We start from the raw sequence: 17582 nt of genomic DNA, 5'->3' as shown, positions 1-17582 counted from the left end.
ATTGATGAAAAAGACCATCCTGCTTGCTGCGACGGGGCTGCTTGCCCTGCTGGGCTCCACCACCTCGTGGGCCTCCGCGACCTGCACCCAGACGACAAGCTCGGTTTCGGTGGACACGCCGCCCCACATCACGGTACCTCGGGATGCGGTCATTGGCACGGCCCTCACCGGCTGGCTGACAACCGACGCCACCACTAACTGGTTCAATTGCACCGTTTCTCAGGGCGGCGGCACGGGAACGGGTATGCGCGCGCTCATTCCCAGCGCAGGCCAGACGAAGGTGGTCGACGGAATCACCTACGACGTCTTCGCGACTGGCGTAGATGGCCTCGGCATCATCATCGGCGGGCGTGCCTACACCAACGGCTGCGGGTGGGGAGCGTTCCAGGCCTTCAACCAGAATTGGCGAGGGGTTGGATGCAACACAGCAGGCGCCGTCACCAACGGCGGTCAGCTTCGCGCGATGTACATCAAAACCGGACCGGTGGCCACCGGCATTACTTCACCGTTGACTATTGCGTCGGCGGTATCGATATCGAATCAGGAAGGGGGCAGCCCCGTCCCAAATCTGAGCCTCGAAATCAAGTTCGTCACCATGCCGACGCTGTTGATGTCGCAAGCCTGCACCACGCCCGACGTTTCTGTATCTCTCGGTTCCCCCAAGGCGTCGGTCTTCACGGGCAAGGGTTCGTCCAGTCAGCTTGTTCCATTCGATATATCGTTGAATGGCTGCCCGGCCGGAATGAGCGCCATCCACTACCAGATCGACGCCGTCACTCCCATCGTGGACGCCGCAAACGCGGTCGTCGGCCTGGACGCGAATTCAACGGCCACGGGCGTCGGCGTCCAGTTGCTGGACGCCAACGGAAATCCCGCGGTGCTGGGCACGATGCTGCCGTTTGCCGGTTACAACGGCGCGGCGGGTGGCAGCTTCAAGATCCCCTTTCGGGCGAGCTACCGTCAGGTCGGCGACAAGGTCACGCCCGGCTCGGCCAACTCGGCGGTGACGTTCACGATGAACTACCTGTAGCCGCCAGCCTCCCCACACCAACGAACATGCGGGTGCCGGGCAGCGGTATCGGAATCACGGCTGCGATGCTTTCGGCGGAATTGCCCGCTGCCCAACTATCAAAATCCTACTAAAGACAGCGCATGCCGGAGGGACTGTAATCACCCCTGTCGACAAAGGCCGCCTTCACCTCCGAAAGCACCGTCGGCACCCGCCTCTCAACTCTTTCGGCTCCCCCAATTATGAAATCCAAGATGTGTGTTGCGATGGCCTTTGGATTCCTCGCTTCGCTTTCGCAGCCGGCATTCGCAATCGACGGCACAATCACTTTTACCGGCGCCGTGTCTGCCAACACCTGCACGATCAATGGCAACAGCACCGGCAGCCAAAGCTTCAACGTCCTTCTGCCTACGGTCGGCGTCGACTCCTTGATCTCGCAAGGCCAGACCGCGGGTAACACCCCGTTCGTCATTCGTCTGTCGGCTTGCACCCCGAACACGGGCACGGTTCGCGTCCACTTCGAACCCGGCGCCAATGGCAACACCGTCACGGGCAATCTCACCACCGCCGCCGGCGGGGCCGGCAATGTTGAAGTCCGCCTTCTGAACAGCGATGAATCCGCCATCAACGTCACCGTTGCCGACGGCTCCCAAAACTCCAAGTCCATCGTCCTGGCCAGCGGCGAGGCAACGCTCAGGTACATCGCGCAGTATTTTGCGACCGGACAGGCCAGCCCCGGCACGGTCACCGCAACCGCCAAGTACACCATCGTCTATCAGTAACTCTGGAAGCGCCGCCTTCGACATGTCTTGAAGCCACCCGGATCAGTAATCAAGACGCCGCCTACAGTCCGAGAAATTCCATGAGCACGTTCCAAGTAATTCTTGCGGCAGGGGCCTTCGCTGCCTGTATGGTCGCTGCCTCGCCAACCGCTGCATCCGTCGTCATCGGTGGTACTCGAATTATTTATGAAGCCGGGCAAGCTGAAGTCAACGTCAGACTGAAGAACGAGGGCGCGCAGCCCGCGCTCACGCAAACCTGGATCGACACGGGGGACAGCACGGCCGCGCCGGGTTCCATTCATGTGCCGTTCATCGTCACTCCCCCCGTCACCCGCATTGACCAGGGCAAGGGCCAGACGCTGCGTCTGATGCATACAGGCGAAGCAATGGCTCAACACAAGGAGTCCCTGTACTGGCTCAACGTGCTGGAGATTCCCCCCAAAGACAAGAACGGCCATAACCTGCTGCAGATGGCTTTTCGCTCTCGCATCAAGCTGTTTTATCGTCCCGCAGGACTCGAAGGCAAGGCGGATGACGCACCGGCGCAGGTCACCTGGCGTCTCGTCAAATCCGGCTCGCACAGCGCCGTCGAAGCCACCAATCCCACGCCTTATCACATCACCTTCGTCGAAATCGATGTCGTCGGCGGGGGCAAGCGGGCGACATTCACCGAGGGCGACATGTTGGCGCCTGGCGAGACCAAAGCACTGCCCCTGTCAGGCGACGTTGCTCCGGGAACGCACACCGAAGTCGTATACCGCTACTTGAACGACTACGGCGGTGCCGTCACGGGCACACGAGCCCTCGCGCCTACCTGATCCGCCGACTACACCGCGGCCGCTCGCGCACGTTCCAGAAATGATGGGTTCCTCGACAATGGCGCGATTTGGACTTGCCGCAATTACGCTTGGCTTGCTCGGCACATCTGCCTACGCAATGGGTTCCGAGCTTGCGGCGCTGGACACCGAGGTGGAGTTCAATGACACCTTTCTGAAGGGTTCCAGCGTGGACGTGCGCCAGTTTGCGCGATCGAACAGCCTGACACCGGGAATCCACCGTCTTGATGTGCTGGTCAACGACCGCTGGCTGGGGCGATATGACGTGCGCATTGGCAGGCCTTCGTCAGGCTTGGCATGGATGCAGCCGTGTTTCGACCAGGCGCTTACTGAACACGTGGGGATCGACCTGAGCAAGGTGGACGCCAGCATTACCGCGCGGTTGGACAGTGGGCACTGTATTGCAATATCAGACCTCGTCAAGGACGCCCGCGCCGACGTCGATGTCGGTGAACAGCGCGTCAACATGAGGGTCCCGCAAGCGTCGCTGCACCGGCAGGGGCGTGGTTCTGTGGACCCAGCGCATTGGGATGAAGGCATCACTGCAGCGCTGTTCAATTACAACGCAAACTTCTACCAATCACGTTCCTACCAAACGACCACCACACAGGGCTACGCGGGGCTGAATGCAGGCGCGAACATCGGCGCCTGGCGGTTTCGGCACACCGGTAATGTGACCCATGGCAGCGAGATGGGCACCCGGTATCAAAGCGTGCAGACCAACCTGCGGCGCAATTTGACCAGCATCAAAAGCCAGTTGATCATCGGCGACGCGTTTACGGATGGGTCCACCTTCGACAGCGTCGGGTTTCGTGGCGTGCAGCTATCCAGCGACGATCGCATGTACCCGGACTCGCAGCGCGGCTTTGCACCGACCATCCGCGGGATCGCAAGCACCAACGCGCGCGTCCAGATCCGTCAGAACGGCAACATCATCCACGAAACGACGGTCGCGCCCGGCGCATTCATCATTGACGACCTCTATGCCACTGGATACGGCGGCGACCTGGAAGTCGTCGTCAACGAAGCCGATGGCCGCGTCCTGGTGTCCAGGGTCCCTTTCTCCGGCGCAGTGAATTCCTTGCGTCCCGGCGTTACCCGATACAGCGTTACGGCGGGCCAGTACCGCAATCCTCAGTCCCTGGATCGGCCCTGGATGGCGCAGGCGACGGTGCAGCATGGCATCAGCAATCTCGTGACGGCGTACGGCGGACTGACCGCTGCGCAAGGCTACGGCGCCGTATTGGGTGGCGCGGCGCTGAATACAGCCTTCGGCGCATTCGGGCTGGATATCACGCAGGCGGCCACGCGCCTTCCCAAAGAGGAAAACCGTAATGGGCAAAGCGTCAGGCTGAGCTATTCCAAGTTTCTTGAACCCACCAGGACCAGCGTCACGCTTGCCGCCTACCGCTATTCCAGCCGAGGCTACCTGAGCCTGGCAGATGCAATGGCGCGGAGATCCCCGCATGCGCAGCTACCAAGCCCCGACCAGTACGCGACGCAGCGCGGGCGCCTGCAGGCGACGATCAACCAAAGCCTGCCTCCCGGCTACGGATCTCTTCATTTCAGCGGATCAACCCAGAACTACTGGGATCAACCGGGCCGCGACACGCAGATTCAGGCCGGCTACAGCAATAGCTACAAGAGCGTGAACTACGGCGTTTCAGTGTCTCGCCAGCTCAATGTGGGCATGCAGGAGTGGAACAATCAGATCATGCTCAATCTGGGCATTCCGCTCGGCCATGGACGAAACCATCTCTACGCCTCGACCAGCCTGCAAAGAGGCTCGGATGGATCGGGCAATATCCAGCAATCCATCGCCGGAAGCCTGGGCGCCCATAACGAATTCAACTATGGCTTAAGCGCCGGCCGCAGCACGACGCGCCATGGACTGGCCAACACCAACGTAGCAGCCAATGCGGCCTACATAACACCTGTCGCCACAGTGTCCGCCAGCGCCGGCACCAGTCCAAACTACTCGCAACAGGGCGTGGGCATTTCCGGAGGCATCGTCGCTTACGGCGGCGGCGTCGTGTTCACGCCAACCGCCGGCGAAACGCTCGCTATCGTCGAGGCGAAAGACGCCGCAGGCGCCCGGGTGCTCAACGGCACCGGATTGCGTCTGGACGCCTCGGGCCGGGCGGTGATATCGACCCTGATGCCCTATGCCAGAAACAGCATCGAGCTCGATCCCAAGGGCCTGCCCTTGAATATCGAGCTCAAAGCGACCGATCAGCACGTGGCGCCCACAGCCGGTGCGGTGGTCCGCTTGAGTTTCGAGACCGAAGACACGGGAAATGCGGCATTGCTGACGGTGGTTTCGAGCAATGGCGTTGCCCTGCCCTTTGGCGCCGACGTCCTGGACGCGGCGGGGACGCGTGTCGGCGTCGTGGCGCAAGGGGGCCGCATCCTGGCGCGCGGACTGAAATCCGACAGCGGCACCTTGACCGTCAAGTGGGGCGCGGGCGATGCCCAAGCGTGCACGTTCGATTACACGTTTCCGGCGCAGCGTCCGGTGGTGGACGCATCCCTGCTGCAGATCAGCGACCTGGTGTGCGAAGCGCCAGATCCAACCACAATAGCCAGGCATTCACGATGAAAACGTCGATCAAGAAATTCCAACTCCATGCCGCGCTTGTTCTGCTTGCAGGATTGGGGCCAGCCACTACCTGGGCCGCGGCGACCTGCAGTCCGACGATAAGCGCGATCGTCATCGACACCCTGGCACCCATTTCTTCTCCGCGAGATGCAGCCCCCGGCACACCCCTGTCCGGATGGCACGAATCCGAGGCGTCGACAAATTGGTACAACTGCACCGCATCCGACGGTACCAGCACGGGGATAGGAATGAACGTGTCCCTATCTGCCACCGGCCAAACCAAGGTGGTCGACGGCAAGCTCTACAACGTCTACGCGACAGGCGTCAATGGCATAGGAGTCATCGTCGGTGGGCAGTCCTATGCCCACACCTGCGGGTGGACAGATGGAGGCTACGGACCATTGCCCAACAATACCTGGCGTGCAAGGGCATGCAATGGGCAAGGCGACGTCTCCAACGGTGGACAGTTGCGCGTCATGTTCGTACAAACCGGACCTATCGCCGCCGGCACATTGCCGCAAACAAGGATCGCCGGGGCGCGGTCAGTTCATCAACCGCTAGGCAGCGACCATCCGGTGCTGTTGCCAGGCGCGGCGATGATCAATGTGTTCATCACGGGAATGTCGGTCCGTTCTCAGGCTTGTTCCACCTCCGACGTCTCCGTATTCCTTGGCTTACCCAAGGTTTCGGACTTCTCAGGCAAAGGGTCGTCCATTAAAGCCGCCCCATTCGAAATTTCGTTGAACAACTGCCCATCGGGATTGAAAGCCATCCACTACCAGATTGACGCCGTCACGCCGATCGTGGACAACGCCAACGCGGTGGTAGATCTGGATGGCAGCTCTTCGGCTGCGGGCATCGGTATCCAATTGCTCGATGGCGACGGAAATCCGGCTCTCCTGGGCACGAAGCGGCCATTTTCCGGATACAACGGGGCGACGGGAGGCAACTTCAAGATCCCCTTTCGGGCCAGATACCGTCAAACCGGCGACACGATCACGCCCGGCTCCGCAACCTCGGCGGTGACCTTCACGATGAGCTACCTGTGACGGCAAGCGACACTTCGTCGCTGGCCAAAAAAAAGCCAGTCAGCGCTGGGCTGACTGGCGTTTTGCCGGAAGGGGGGTGCCTTCCGTTATGCGTTGCTGATTAACGCTTGTCCATCGGGGGCACGTCGCGCGTGACCGAACCGGTGAACAGCTGGCGCGGACGGCCGATCTTGTAGTCGGGATCCGACAGCATTTCGTTCCACTGGGCGATCCAGCCCACCGTGCGGGCCAGCGCGAAGATGGCCGTGAACAGCGAGGTCGGGATGCCGATGGCGCGCTGGACGATACCCGAGTAGAAGTCCACGTTCGGGTACAGCTTGCGCTGGACGAAGTACGGATCCGACAGGGCGATGCGTTCCAGTTCCATGGCCAGCTTGAACAGCGGGTCGTTTTCCAGGCCCAGGGCCGAGAGCACTTCCTTGCAGGTTTCCTGCATCAGCTTGGCGCGCGGGTCGTAGTTCTTGTAGACACGGTGGCCAAAGCCCATCAGGCGCACGCCCGAGTTCTTGTCCTTGACCTTCTCCATGAACTCGCCGACCTTGTCGATGCCGCCGTTGGCTTGCAGTTCTTCGAGCATCTGCAGGCAAGCTTCGTTGGCGCCGCCGTGAGCCGGGCCCCACAGGCAAGCCACGCCAGCCGAGATCGCGGCGAACGGGTTGGTGCCCGACGAACCGCACAGGCGCACGGTCGAGGTGGAGGCGTTTTGCTCGTGGTCAGCGTGCAGGATGAAGATGCGGTCCAGCGCGCGCTCGACGACTTCATTGACCTTGTAGTCTTCGCACGGCGTGGCGAACATCATGCGCAGGAAGTTGCCCGTGTAGGACAGGTCGTTCTGCGGGTAGATGAACGGTTGGCCTTGCGAGTACTTGTACGCCATCGCAACCAGCGTCGGCATCTTGGCGATCAGGCGGATGGCCGAGATGTGGCGATGCTGCGGGTTCGTGATGTCGGTGGAGTCGTGGTAGAACGCGGACAGCGCGCCAACCAGACCCGTCAGGACGGCCATCGGGTGGGCGTCGCGGCGGAAACCACGCAGGAAGAAATGCAGCTGCTCGTTGACCATCGTGTGATGGGTCACTTGCGAGTCGAAATCGGCCTTCTGTTCCTGGTTGGGCAGTTCGCCGTTCAGGATCAGGTAGCAAATGTCCATGAAGTCGCAGTTCACGGCCAGCTGTTCGATCGGGTAGCCGCGGTACAGCAGTTCGCCCTTGTCGCCGTCAATGTACGTGATGCCCGATTCGCAGGCAGCCGTCGACATGAAGCCGGGGTCAAACGTGAACATGCCCGTCTGGCCGTAAAGCTTGCGGATGTCGATCACATCCGGACCGACCGTGCCCTTGTAGACAGGGAACTCAATGGGTGCGCTGCCATCCGAGAAGGACAGAGTGGCTTTTTTGTCAGACAGGTTCATGTTTATTCCTCTCAATTAATCAGAGCGCGCGCATCTGGCCAATAATGCCTCGAAGCCTGGGTGTATCCAGCTCGCCTTCGAGTTCCTTACGGGCCAGCAGCAGATCGAGAAGATCGTTGTCTCCCATCTCGAAAAGCTGGGTCAATGCGGCCACATCATCATCGGTAAGTTCAGCCTCGTGGGCATCCAGATACCGGGTGATGATCAAGTCGTTTTCGAGCAGGCCGCGGCGCGCCCGCCAACGCAGTCGCGCCCGCTCCAGTTCAGTCAGCCTGCTCATTGCTACACCTCAAATACACAAAAACTAGACCGTGCGGCGGACCATCAGTTCCTTGATCTTGCCGATCGCCTTGGTCGGGTTCAGTCCCTTGGGACAGACGTCGACGCAGTTCATGATCGTGTGGCAACGGAACAGACGGTACGGATCTTCCAGGTTGTCCAGGCGATCGCCGGTGGCTTCGTCGCGGCTGTCGGCGATGAAGCGGTAGGCTTGCAGCAGGCCGGCCGGGCCGACGAACTTGTCCGGATTCCACCAGAACGACGGGCAGGAAGTGGAACAGCACGCGCACAGGATGCACTCGTACAGACCGTCCAGCTCTTCGCGCGCCTCGGGCGACTGCAGACGCTCTTTTTCGGGCGGCGGCGTGTCGTTGATGAGGTACGGGCGGATCGAGTGGTACTGGTTGAAGAAGTGCGTCATGTCCACGATCAGGTCGCGGATGACCGGCAGGCCGGGCAGCGGACGCAGGACGATCGGTTCCTTCAGTTCGCGCAGGTTCGTCGTGCAGGCCAGACCGTTCTTGCCGTTGATGTTCATGGCGTCGGAACCGCACACGCCTTCACGGCACGAGCGGCGCAGGGCCAGGCTGTCATCGACGTCGTTCTTGATGCGCACCAGCGCATCGAGCAGCATCTTGTCGGTGGGCTGGAGTTCGACGTCCAGCTTCTGCATGTAGGGACGCTCGTCCTTGTCCGGATCGTAGCGGTAGATTTCGAACTTGACGATTCTCTTGTTGCTCATAGTAGGCTCAATCCGGACTTAGAAGGTACGCGCCTTGGGCGGGAAGGACTCGACCGTCAGCGGCTTCATCTGAACAGGCTTGTAATCCAGGCGGCTGCCTTCGGAGTACCACAGCGTGTGCTTCAGCCAGTTCTCGTCGTCGCGCGTCGGGTGGTCGTCCAGCGCGTGCGCGCCGCGGCTTTCGGTGCGGGCGGCGGCCGACTTGATCGTGGCGCGGGCCACTTCAGTCATGTTCGCCAGTTCCAGCGCCTCGACGCGGGCGGTGTTGAACACCTTGGACTTGTCCTTGAAGTAGATGCTGTCGGCTTGCTTGGCCAGATCTTCGATCTGGGTCACGCCTTCGTTCAGCAGTTCCAGCGTGCGGAACACGCCGCAGTGGCGCTGCATCGAGAAGCGGATGGCGTTGCCGATGTCTTGCGTCTTTTCGCCGGACGTGCGCGATTCCAGCTTGTTGACGCGATCCAGCGAGAACTCGACGGCCTGTTGCGGCAGATCCTGGTGCGCGCGCTGGCGTTCCGGATGCGAGTTCACGATGTGGTTGCCGGTGGCGCGGCCGAACACGATCAGGTCAAGCAGCGAGTTCGTGCCCAGGCGGTTTGCGCCGTGGACCGACACCGCGGCGCACTCGCCGATGGCGTACAGGCCGTTGACGATCTTGTTCTCGCCGTTTTCGCGCGTCAGCACCTGGCCGTGGTAGTTGGCCGGAATGCCGCCCATCTGGTAGTGGATGGTCGGAACGACGGGGATCGGTTCCTTGATCGGGTCCACGTTGCCGAACTTGATGGCGATTTCGCGGATCGAGGGCAGACGCTTGTTGATGACGTCGGCGCCCAGGTGGTCGAGCTTGAGCACGACGTAGCTGCCGTCCGGACCGCAACCGCGGCCTTCCTTGATTTCCTGGTCCATCGAGCGCGACACGAAGTCACGCGGCGCCAGATCCTTCAGCGTGGGCGCATAGCGCTCCATGAAGCGCTCGCCATCCTTGTTCAAGAGGATGCCGCCTTCGCCGCGCACGCCTTCCGTGATCAGCACGCCCGCGCCGGCCACGCCGGTCGGGTGGAACTGCCAGAATTCCATGTCTTGCAGCGGGATGCCGGCACGGGCAGCCATGCCCAGGCCGTCGCCGGTGTTGATGAACGCGTTGGTGGAAGCGGCCCAGATGCGGCCCGCGCCGCCGGTGGCCAGCACCGTGGTCTTGGCTTCCAGGATGTAGATTTCGCCCGTTTCCATTTCGAGGGCGGTCACGCCCACGACGTCGCCGGCTTCGTTGCGCAGCAGGTCCAGCGCCATCCATTCGACGAAGAACTGGGTGCGCGCGGCAACGTTGCGCTGGTAGAGGGTGTGCAGCAGGGCGTGGCCGGTACGGTCGGCAGCGGCACAGGCGCGCTGGACCGGCTTTTCGCCGAAGTTGGCGGTGTGGCCGCCGAACGGACGCTGGTAGATCGTGCCGTCGGGGTTGCGGTCGAACGGCATGCCGAAGTGCTCGAGCTCGTACACGGCGTTCGGCGCTTCACGGCACATGAATTCGATGGCGTCCTGGTCGCCCAGCCAGTCCGAACCCTTGACGGTGTCGTACATGTGCCAGTACCAGTTGTCTTCGCTCATGTTGCCCAGCGAGGCGCTCACGCCGCCTTGTGCGGCAACGGTGTGCGAACGCGTGGGGAACACTTTGGAGAGCACCGCAACGGACAGCCCCGCTTGGGACAGTTGCAGCGAACAACGCATGCCGGCTCCGCCGGCGCCAACGACCACCACATCAAACTGGCGGCGCGGCAAGGATTTCATGACAGAGACCACGGCTTAAATGCTCCAGAGGATTTGCGCGAAGTAAACGACCGAACCGACCAGCCAGAGGATCGTCAGCACTTGCAGCAGCAGGCGCACGCCCACCGACTTGACGTAGTCCATCCAGATGTCGCGCACGCCAATCCAGGCATGCCAGGCCAGCGCAATGAATGCAAGGGTGGCCAGGATCTGGCCAACCGGAAGAACGCCCACGTAGAAATTGAACAGCGCGGTCCAGTGTTCGTACGTGAAGGCCGGCATCATCAGGATGCCGATGAGCAGCACCAGCGTGTACACGGCCATGATGACGGCGGTGATGCGCTGGATGATGAAATCCATGACGCCATAGTGGGCGCCGACGACCAGGCGCTTGGGTCCGTAGTTTTTAGCGGCGGCCATTTACAGCACTCCGAACAGTTTGAGAGCGAACACCAGGGTCAGCGCGAGGCTGACGCCGAACACAACGCCGGCGCTCTTCTTGGAGGACTGCTTGTCGATGCCGATGTGCAGATCCAGGAGCAGGTACCGGATGCCCGCACAGAAGTGATGCAGGTAGCCCCAGACGAGGACGAGGAAAACGAGCTTGACGATCGGATTGCCGGCGTACGCGGCCACGGCGGCGAACGTCTGCGGAGCGGCCACGCTGGCCGCGAACAACGGCAGGATGACCAAGGGAAGACAGAGGAACAACAACGCGCCGCTGACGCGGTGCAGAATGGACAGCTTGCCGGCCAGGGGCAGGCGGTAACTGGCAAGTTGCGCAATACCAATATTGCGAAACTGCGGACGTGGCTTGGCAGCGGTGTCGGACATGACGGCCTCGGTGTTTCGGAACTAGGGAATCGTTACGGCTAAATTGCCGCGGCCCTTGCGGGCAAACGCGGTATTTTCGCCCAGAGACGGGTTGGTATCAAATCGTAGGTAAAAAGCTCATCAATTCAGGCTATTGCGGTAGTGGTATCGATCGGTCAAGTACAACCCCCGGCGAATTTCCATGGGGCGGTCACCGTACGTGTAGGACACTCGGTCTACCTGCAACAACGGCGTTCCGGCGGCAACATTAAGCAGCGTACAGACTTCGGCCGGCGCGGCGACCGCGCGCAGCTTCTCGTCCGCGCGCACCATGCTGACGCCGAATTCGGATTCAAACAGGCCATAGAGCGGCGCCTTGTTGGCGGTCAGCAGCTCAAGGGTGAGACCTCGGAAAATGGAGCCAGGGAGCCAGATGTCGTCCAGCACGGTCGGTGTCTGCCCCATGGACAGCAGACGGCGGATCATGACGACGGTCTCGCCGGCGCGCAGGTCGAGCGCGCGGGCGATCTCGGCGGGCGCGCGGGTGCGGCGGCATTCCAGGATGCGGCTTTCGGCGCGGCCGGCCTCGCCCTCTTCATCAGGGGCCAGGCGCAGAAAGCGGTAGCGCACGCGGGCTTCGTGGTGGGTGGCGACAAAAGTGCCCTTGCCTTGGCGGCGCAGCAGCATGTGCTCGGCTGCCAGCTCATCGACCGCCTTGCGCACCGTGCCCTGGCTCACCTGAAAACGGGCGGCCAGATCGATTTCGCTGGGGATGAGCTCGCCGGGCTTCCATTCGCCGCGCTCGAGGCTTTGGACAAGCAGATCCTTGATCTGGCGGTAGAGCGGACTGAAAGCGGCTCCCTCGCCCGTTGGACGGGCGGCGCGATTGCGTAAGGAGGTTTCGGGCCGAGGCTCTGCCATGGATCTTCTTGAAAGTGTCATGTTTATCCGGATGAATGAGAAGGCAGCGCCAAAGGGATGCAAACTCATCCGTATGCGCTGCTGCCGCCGGCCTTATGGCTTGATACAGGCGCGCGGCCCGGTAGGCCGCGGCGCATTCGAATAAACGCTCTATTGTGGCATATCGGGAGGCGAGCTGTCCAACGTCTTATGTCTTATATAAGATAGAAGATCAATTGACGCTTACGTTAATTCGATCTAGGATTCAAAGCTGTCCGCGCGACGCGCAGCGCCCCTTGCGGCCGCTTGTTACCGCGCCCAACGATTACACTGATTGGTGAGATTTTTTCTCGCCAAACCATTACGGAGAACGTCCATGTCCAAGCCTGCCTTGCGTGTCGCCGTCACCGGCGCCGCCGGCCAAATCGGTTACGCACTGCTATTCCGCATCGCCTCGGGCGAAATGCTGGGTAAAGATCAACCCGTCATCCTGCAACTGCTGGAAATCCCCGACGAGAAAGCGCAAAAGGCCCTGAAGGGCGTCATCATGGAACTGGATGACTGCGCCTTTCCGCTGCTGCAGGAAGTCACCGCGCACAGCGACCCGCGCACCGCCTTCAAGGACGCCGACGTGGCCCTGCTGGTTGGCGCCCGTCCCCGCGGCCCGGGCATGGAACGCAAGGACCTGCTGTCCGTCAACGCGCAGATCTTCACGGCTCAGGGCAAGGCCCTGAACGACGTCGCCAGCCGCAACGTCAAGGTCCTGGTCGTCGGCAACCCCGCCAACACCAACGCCTACATCGCCATGAAGTCGGCCCCGGACCTGCCGGCCAAGAACTTCACCGCCATGCTGCGCCTGGACCACAACCGCGCCCTGTCGCAACTGGCCGCCAAGTCGGGCAAGGCCGTCGCCGACATCGAAAAGCTGGTCGTGTGGGGCAACCACTCGCCCACGATGTACCCCGACTTCCGCTTCGCCACCGTCGGCGGCGAATCGCTGTCCAAGCTGATCAACGACGACGCCTGGAACCGCGACACGTTCATCCCCACCGTGGGCAAGCGCGGCGCCGCCATCATCGAAGCCCGTGGCCTGTCCTCGGCCGCTTCGGCCGCCAACGCCGCCATCGACCACGTCCGTGACTGGGTTCTGGGCAGCAACGGCAAGTGGGTCACGATGGGCATCCCGTCGGACGGCTCCTACGGCATCCCCGAAGGCATCATCTACGGCGTGCCGGTCACGACCGAAAACGGCGAATACAAGCGCATCGAAGGCCTGGAAATCGACGCCTTCTCGCGTGAGCGCCTGGACTTCACGCTGAAAGAGCTCCTCGAAGAGCGCGACGGCGTCAAGGACCTGCTGAAGTAAGCAGCGCGCAGTAAAGGATTGGGCCCGTTCATGCGGGCCCAATCCTTAAGCGGGTCTGCATTGCGCGGCCGCCGAAGTACCGCATTGCAGTTCGTACCGCATTGAATACCGCAGTACCGTGAAATACACCTGTCTCTTCGCTCTCCCCTGAAAGCGCATGCCGCGGGGATTGTCGCGCAGGGGACAGATTTATTTTTCGGACCCGCGATATGGTCGTGGGCTACCAAGAACAGGAGACAACCATGTCCAGACCCGAATCGCCCGGCGCCCTCTTTCGCCGCGCGCTCGCCGAAGAGAATCCGCTGCAGATCATCGGCGCCATCAACGCGAACCACGCCCTGTTGGCCAAGCGCGCCGGCTATCGCGCCATCTACCTGTCCGGCGGCGGCGTCGCGGCCGGCTCGCTGGGCCTGCCGGACCTGGGCATCAACACGATGGACGACGTCCTGACCGACGTGCGCCGCATCACCGACGTGTGCGACGTGCCGCTGTTGGTGGACATCGACACCGGCTTCGGACCGTCGGCGTTCAACATCGCCCGCACCGTCAAGAGCCTGATCAAGTTCGGCGCGGCCGCCTGCCACATCGAGGACCAGGTCGGCGCCAAGCGTTGCGGCCATCGGCCCGGCAAGGAAATCGTCACCACTGAAGAAATGGCCGACCGCGTGAAGGCCGCCGCCGACGCGCGCACCGACAGCGATTTCTACCTGATCGCCCGCACCGACGCGATCGCCTCGCACGGCGTGGACGCCGCCATCGAGCGCGCGCTGGCGTGTGTGGAAGCCGGGGCCGACGCGATCTTCGCCGAAGCCGCCTACGACCTGCCCACCTACGACCGCTTCGTGAAGGCCGTCAAGGTGCCGGTGCTGGCCAACATCACGGAATTCGGCAAGACGCCGCTTTTCTCGGTCGAAGAACTGAAGAGCGTCGGCGTGGGCATGGTGCTTTATCCGCTGTCGGCCTTCCGCGCCATGAACAAGGCCGCCGAAGCCGTATACACCGCGATCCGCCGCGACGGCCACCAGAAGAACGTCGTCGACCTGATGCAGACGCGCGAAGAACTGTACGACCGCATCGGCTATCACGAATTCGAATCCAGGCTGGACGCGCTCTTCCAGAAGGGCAAGGCGTAGTCCCGCCCCCTCAGGCGCGCGCCGCGGCAGACCCGCGGCGCCGTCCGCCACCCATTGCATCTTCCATCGCGTAAGGAAAGGAGTAGAGACATGAGCACGGCTCCCAAGAAGCAAGAAGCCAAATCGGACGCCAAGCCGGAAGAAAAAGCCGGTTTCAAGCCCAAGAAGTCGGTTGCGCTGTCCGGCGTGGTCGCGGGCAATACCGCACTGTGCACCGTCGGCCGCAGCGGCAACGACCTGCACTATCGCGGCTACGACATCCTGGACATCGCCCATACCAGCGAGTTCGAGGAAATTGCCCACTTGCTCGTCCATGGCAAGCTGCCCAACAAGGCTGAACTGAAGGCCTACAAGGAAAAGCTGCGCAGCCTGCGCGGCCTGCCCGCGCAGTTGCAGGTCGCCCTGGAAGCCCTGCCCGCCGCCAGCCACCCGATGGACGTGATGCGCACGGCCGTGTCGGTGCTGGGCTGCGTGCTACCTGAAAAAGACGACCACAACACTCCGGGCGCGCGCGACATCGCCGACCGCCTGATGGCCAACCTGGGTTCGGCCCTGCTCTACTGGTACCACTTCAGCCACAACGGCCGCGTCATCGACGTGCAGACGGACGACGACAGCATCGGCGGCCACTTCCTGCATCTCTTGCATGGCGAGAAGCCCAGCGACGAATGGGTCAAGGCGATGCACATCTCGCTGAACCTGTACGCCGAGCACGAATTCAACGCCTCGACGTTCACGGCTCGCGTCATTGCCGGTACGGGTTCGGACATGTTCTCGTCCATCTCGGGCGCCATCGGCGCGCTGCGCGGTCCCAAGCACGGCGGCGCCAACGAAGTGGCATTCGAAGTGCAAAAGCGCTACGAAACCCCGGAAGAAGCCGAGGCCGACATCCGCCGCCGCGTGGAAGCCAAGGAAGTCATCATCGGCTTCGGCCACCCGGTCTACACGGTCTCGGACCCGCGCAACAAGGTCATCAAGGACGTCGCCAAGAAGCTGTCCAAGAAGGCCGGCACGACCAAGATGTTCGACATCGCCGAACGCCTGGAAACCGTCATGTGGGACGTCAAGAAGATGTTCCCCAACCTGGACTGGTTCTCGGCCGTCAGCTATCACATGATGGGCGTGCCCACCGCCATGTTCACCCCGCTGTTCGTCATCGCGCGCACCGCGGGCTGGTCGGCCCACATCATCGAACAGCGCATCGACAACAAGATCATCCGCCCCACCGCCAATTACGTGGGCCCGGAAGACCAGAAGTTCGTGCCCATCGACAAGCGCAAGTAAGACACGCGCAGATCAAGACCAGCGCAAGTTAAACGCGATCGAGGGCGCGGCATGGCCACCTGTATTCACTTTTCCGAAGAGGTACTGCTATGTCTGCCCCGATCTCGAACGTACGTCCCGAGCCCGACCAGGTCCTGGCCGATATCGCGGACTACGTGCTCAACTACGAAGTCCGCAGCGATCTGGCGTACGAGACCGCGCGCAACTGCCTGATCGACACGCTGGGCTGCGGCCTGGAAGCGCTGGAATATCCGGCTTGCCGCAAACTGCTGGGTCCGGTCGTGCCGGGCACCGTGGTGCCTCAGGGCGCCAAGGTGCCCGGCACGCAATTCCAGCTTGACCCGGTCCAGGCCGCGTTCAACATCGGCGCCATGATCCGCTGGCTGGACTTCAACGACACCTGGCTGGCGGCCGAATGGGGCCACCCGTCCGACAACCTGGGCGGCATCCTTGCCACGGCCGACTGGCTGTCGCGCACGGCGGTCGCATCGGGCAAGCCGCCGCTATCCATGCGCGACGTGCTGACCGGCATGATCAAGGCCCACGAAATCCAGGGCTGCATCGCGCTGGAAAACTCCTTCAACAAGGTGGGCCTGGACCACGTGGTGCTGGTCAAGGTGGCGTCCACGGCCGTGGTTGCGCAGATGCTGGGCCTGACCCGCGACGAAGTCATCAACGCGGTGTCGCTTGCCTGGGTCGACGGCCAGAGCCTGCGCACCTATCGCCACGCCCCCAACACCGGCAGCCGCAAGAGCTGGGCCGCCGGCGACGCGACCAGCCGCGCGGTGCGCCTGGCGCTGATCGCGCGCACCGGCGAAATGGGTTATCCGTCGGTGCTGACCGCCAAGACCTGGGGCTTTTACGACGTGCTTTTCAAGGGCCAGCCGTTCAAGTTCCAGCGCCCCTACGGCAGCTACGTGATGGAAAACGTGCTGTTCAAGATCTCGTTCCCCGCCGAATTCCACGCGCAGACCGCCGTGGAATGCGCCATGCAGCTCCACGATCTGCTGAAATCGCTGGGCAAAGGCGCGGACGACATCAAGCAGATCCGGATCCGCACGCACGAAGCGTGCATCCGCATCATCGACAAGAAGGGACCGCTGAACAATCCCGCCGACCGCGACCACTGCATCCAGTACATGGTGGCCGTGCCGGTGCTGTTCGGACGCCTGACCGCGGGCGACTACGAAGACGAGATCGCGCAGGATCCGCGCATCGACGCGCTGCGCGCCAAGATCGTCTGCGTCGAGGATCCCGCGTTCACCAGCGACTATCACAACCCCGCCAAGCGTTCGATCGCCAACGCGCTGACCGTGCAATTCAATGACGGCACGGCGCTGGATGAAATCGTCTGCGAATACCCGATCGGCCACAAACGCCGCCGCCCCGACGGCATCCCGCTGCTGGAGGCCAAGTTCCGCACCAACCTGGCGCGCGTGTTTCCGCCGCGTCAGCAGCAACGCATTTTGGCGGCGTCGCTGGATCAGGAGACGCTGGAAGCGATGCCGGTTCATGAATATATGGATCTGTATGTGATCTGAGGGTGTCTGACAGTTGGCGGCACGGTTCGTCGCCCACGGCTGTCAGATACCGGCGCGCATACAATGCGGCTTTC

16 protein-coding genes are annotated in these 17582 nt (G+C 62.3%); 9 read left to right on the top strand and 7 right to left on the bottom strand.

Annotated elements, in window-relative coordinates; genetic code table 11:
* The first annotated feature begins 4 nt into the window (after positions 1 to 4).
* The 5 genes from CLM73_RS06910 (at position 5) to CLM73_RS06890 (ending at position 6275) form a co-directional block, all read left to right on the top strand.
* A complete protein-coding gene (locus CLM73_RS06910) occupies positions 5 to 1030 on the top strand; it encodes a fimbrial protein (protein WP_158685830.1) in 1026 nt (341 codons plus the stop codon).
* 221 nt (positions 1031 to 1251) lie between these two features.
* Complete coding sequence (locus CLM73_RS06905; RefSeq protein WP_105237850.1) at positions 1252 to 1791, top strand: fimbrial protein; 540 nt, start codon at positions 1252 to 1254, stop codon at positions 1789 to 1791.
* A gap of 80 nt (positions 1792 to 1871) precedes the next feature.
* Positions 1872 to 2609, top strand: coding sequence for a fimbria/pilus periplasmic chaperone (locus tag CLM73_RS06900; protein ID WP_105237849.1), 738 nt, complete (start codon positions 1872 to 1874; stop codon positions 2607 to 2609).
* A 118-nt stretch (positions 2610 to 2727) separates the two neighbouring features.
* Complete coding sequence (locus tag CLM73_RS06895) at positions 2728 to 5226, top strand: fimbria/pilus outer membrane usher protein (protein ID WP_234015818.1); 2499 nt, start codon at positions 2728 to 2730, stop codon at positions 5224 to 5226.
* Positions 5223 to 6275, top strand: coding sequence for a fimbrial protein (locus CLM73_RS06890; RefSeq protein WP_105237847.1), 1053 nt, complete (start codon positions 5223 to 5225; stop codon positions 6273 to 6275). The genes CLM73_RS06895 and CLM73_RS06890 overlap by 4 nt, the downstream gene beginning before the upstream one ends.
* Positions 6276 to 6375: 100 nt before the next feature.
* Here the strand turns inward: CLM73_RS06890 and CLM73_RS06885 are convergent, their stop codons facing one another.
* The 7 genes from CLM73_RS06885 to CLM73_RS06855 all read right to left on the bottom strand — a co-directional run bounded on the left by CLM73_RS06885 (position 6376) and on the right by CLM73_RS06855 (position 12205).
* Positions 6376 to 7686 (bottom strand): citrate synthase, encoded by a 1311-nt coding sequence (locus CLM73_RS06885; protein WP_006218129.1) that lies wholly within the window; start codon positions 7684 to 7686, stop codon positions 6376 to 6378.
* 19 nt (positions 7687 to 7705) lie between these two features.
* Positions 7706 to 7966 (bottom strand): succinate dehydrogenase assembly factor 2, encoded by a 261-nt coding sequence (locus CLM73_RS06880; RefSeq protein ID WP_056567847.1) that lies wholly within the window; start codon positions 7964 to 7966, stop codon positions 7706 to 7708.
* 24 nt (positions 7967 to 7990) lie between these two features.
* A complete protein-coding gene (locus CLM73_RS06875; RefSeq protein WP_105237846.1) occupies positions 7991 to 8707 on the bottom strand; it encodes a succinate dehydrogenase iron-sulfur subunit in 717 nt (238 codons plus the stop codon).
* Positions 8708 to 8725: 18 nt separating this feature from the next.
* Positions 8726 to 10504, bottom strand: a complete 1779-nt coding sequence (gene sdhA / locus CLM73_RS06870; protein ID WP_105237845.1) for a succinate dehydrogenase flavoprotein subunit — start codon at positions 10502 to 10504, stop codon at positions 8726 to 8728.
* 3 nt (positions 10505 to 10507) lie between these two features.
* Positions 10508 to 10891 carry a succinate dehydrogenase, hydrophobic membrane anchor protein gene (gene sdhD / locus CLM73_RS06865; protein ID WP_056567857.1) on the bottom strand — a complete coding sequence of 128 codons (384 nt, stop codon included), beginning with the start codon at positions 10889 to 10891 and terminating at the stop codon, positions 10508 to 10510.
* Positions 10892 to 11305, bottom strand: a complete 414-nt coding sequence (sdhC, locus tag CLM73_RS06860) for a succinate dehydrogenase, cytochrome b556 subunit (RefSeq protein ID WP_056567860.1) — start codon at positions 11303 to 11305, stop codon at positions 10892 to 10894.
* A 120-nt stretch (positions 11306 to 11425) separates the two neighbouring features.
* On the bottom strand, positions 11426 to 12205 hold the full coding sequence (locus CLM73_RS06855) for a GntR family transcriptional regulator (protein WP_056322083.1): 780 nt from the start codon (positions 12203 to 12205) through the stop codon (positions 11426 to 11428).
* 355 nt (positions 12206 to 12560) lie between these two features.
* Here CLM73_RS06855 and CLM73_RS06850 point away from each other — a divergent pair, with 355 nt between their 5' ends.
* The 4 genes from CLM73_RS06850 (at position 12561) to CLM73_RS06835 (ending at position 17508) form a co-directional block, all read left to right on the top strand.
* Positions 12561 to 13550 (top strand): malate dehydrogenase, encoded by a 990-nt coding sequence (locus tag CLM73_RS06850; RefSeq protein WP_008161849.1) that lies wholly within the window; start codon positions 12561 to 12563, stop codon positions 13548 to 13550.
* Between the two features lie 242 nt (positions 13551 to 13792).
* Positions 13793 to 14683 carry a methylisocitrate lyase gene (gene prpB, locus CLM73_RS06845; RefSeq protein WP_105237844.1) on the top strand — a complete coding sequence of 297 codons (891 nt, stop codon included), beginning with the start codon at positions 13793 to 13795 and terminating at the stop codon, positions 14681 to 14683.
* 90 nt (positions 14684 to 14773) lie between these two features.
* Positions 14774 to 15967 carry a bifunctional 2-methylcitrate synthase/citrate synthase gene (gene prpC / locus CLM73_RS06840; protein WP_105237843.1) on the top strand — a complete coding sequence of 398 codons (1194 nt, stop codon included), beginning with the start codon at positions 14774 to 14776 and terminating at the stop codon, positions 15965 to 15967.
* 89 nt (positions 15968 to 16056) lie between these two features.
* Positions 16057 to 17508 (top strand): bifunctional 2-methylcitrate dehydratase/aconitate hydratase, encoded by a 1452-nt coding sequence (locus CLM73_RS06835; RefSeq protein ID WP_105237842.1) that lies wholly within the window; start codon positions 16057 to 16059, stop codon positions 17506 to 17508.
* Positions 17509 to 17582 lie beyond the last annotated feature (74 nt).

The organism is Achromobacter spanius (assembly GCF_002966795.1).
In the GTDB taxonomy this organism is placed as follows: Bacteria; Pseudomonadota; Gammaproteobacteria; order Burkholderiales; family Burkholderiaceae_B; genus Achromobacter; species Achromobacter spanius_D.
Note: the sequence above shows the minus strand (reverse complement) of the source record. Positions and strands in the feature narration are given on the sequence as shown.

What these genes read in the sequence shown, in the direction of transcription:
- CLM73_RS06905 (WP_105237850.1), top strand. Translation starts at nt 1,252, where the DNA reads ATGAAATCCAAGATGTGTGTTGCGATGGCCTTTGGATTCCTCGCTTCG.
- CLM73_RS06910 (WP_158685830.1), top strand. Translation starts at nt 5, where the DNA reads ATGAAAAAGACCATCCTGCTTGCTGCGACGGGGCTGCTTGCCCTGCTG.
- CLM73_RS06875 (WP_105237846.1), bottom strand. Translation starts at nt 8,707, where the DNA reads ATGAGCAACAAGAGAATCGTCAAGTTCGAAATCTACCGCTACGATCCG.
- CLM73_RS06880 (WP_056567847.1), bottom strand. Translation starts at nt 7,966, where the DNA reads ATGAGCAGGCTGACTGAACTGGAGCGGGCGCGACTGCGTTGGCGGGCG.
- CLM73_RS06850 (WP_008161849.1), top strand. Translation starts at nt 12,561, where the DNA reads ATGTCCAAGCCTGCCTTGCGTGTCGCCGTCACCGGCGCCGCCGGCCAA.
- prpC (WP_105237843.1), top strand. Translation starts at nt 14,774, where the DNA reads ATGAGCACGGCTCCCAAGAAGCAAGAAGCCAAATCGGACGCCAAGCCG.
- CLM73_RS06885 (WP_006218129.1), bottom strand. Translation starts at nt 7,686, where the DNA reads ATGAACCTGTCTGACAAAAAAGCCACTCTGTCCTTCTCGGATGGCAGC.
- CLM73_RS06855 (WP_056322083.1), bottom strand. Translation starts at nt 12,205, where the DNA reads ATGGCAGAGCCTCGGCCCGAAACCTCCTTACGCAATCGCGCCGCCCGT.
- sdhC (WP_056567860.1), bottom strand. Translation starts at nt 11,305, where the DNA reads ATGTCCGACACCGCTGCCAAGCCACGTCCGCAGTTTCGCAATATTGGT.
- CLM73_RS06890 (WP_105237847.1), top strand. Translation starts at nt 5,223, where the DNA reads ATGAAAACGTCGATCAAGAAATTCCAACTCCATGCCGCGCTTGTTCTG.
- CLM73_RS06835 (WP_105237842.1), top strand. Translation starts at nt 16,057, where the DNA reads ATGTCTGCCCCGATCTCGAACGTACGTCCCGAGCCCGACCAGGTCCTG.
- sdhD (WP_056567857.1), bottom strand. Translation starts at nt 10,891, where the DNA reads ATGGCCGCCGCTAAAAACTACGGACCCAAGCGCCTGGTCGTCGGCGCC.
- CLM73_RS06895 (WP_234015818.1), top strand. Translation starts at nt 2,728, where the DNA reads ATGGGTTCCGAGCTTGCGGCGCTGGACACCGAGGTGGAGTTCAATGAC.
- prpB (WP_105237844.1), top strand. Translation starts at nt 13,793, where the DNA reads ATGTCCAGACCCGAATCGCCCGGCGCCCTCTTTCGCCGCGCGCTCGCC.
- CLM73_RS06900 (WP_105237849.1), top strand. Translation starts at nt 1,872, where the DNA reads ATGAGCACGTTCCAAGTAATTCTTGCGGCAGGGGCCTTCGCTGCCTGT.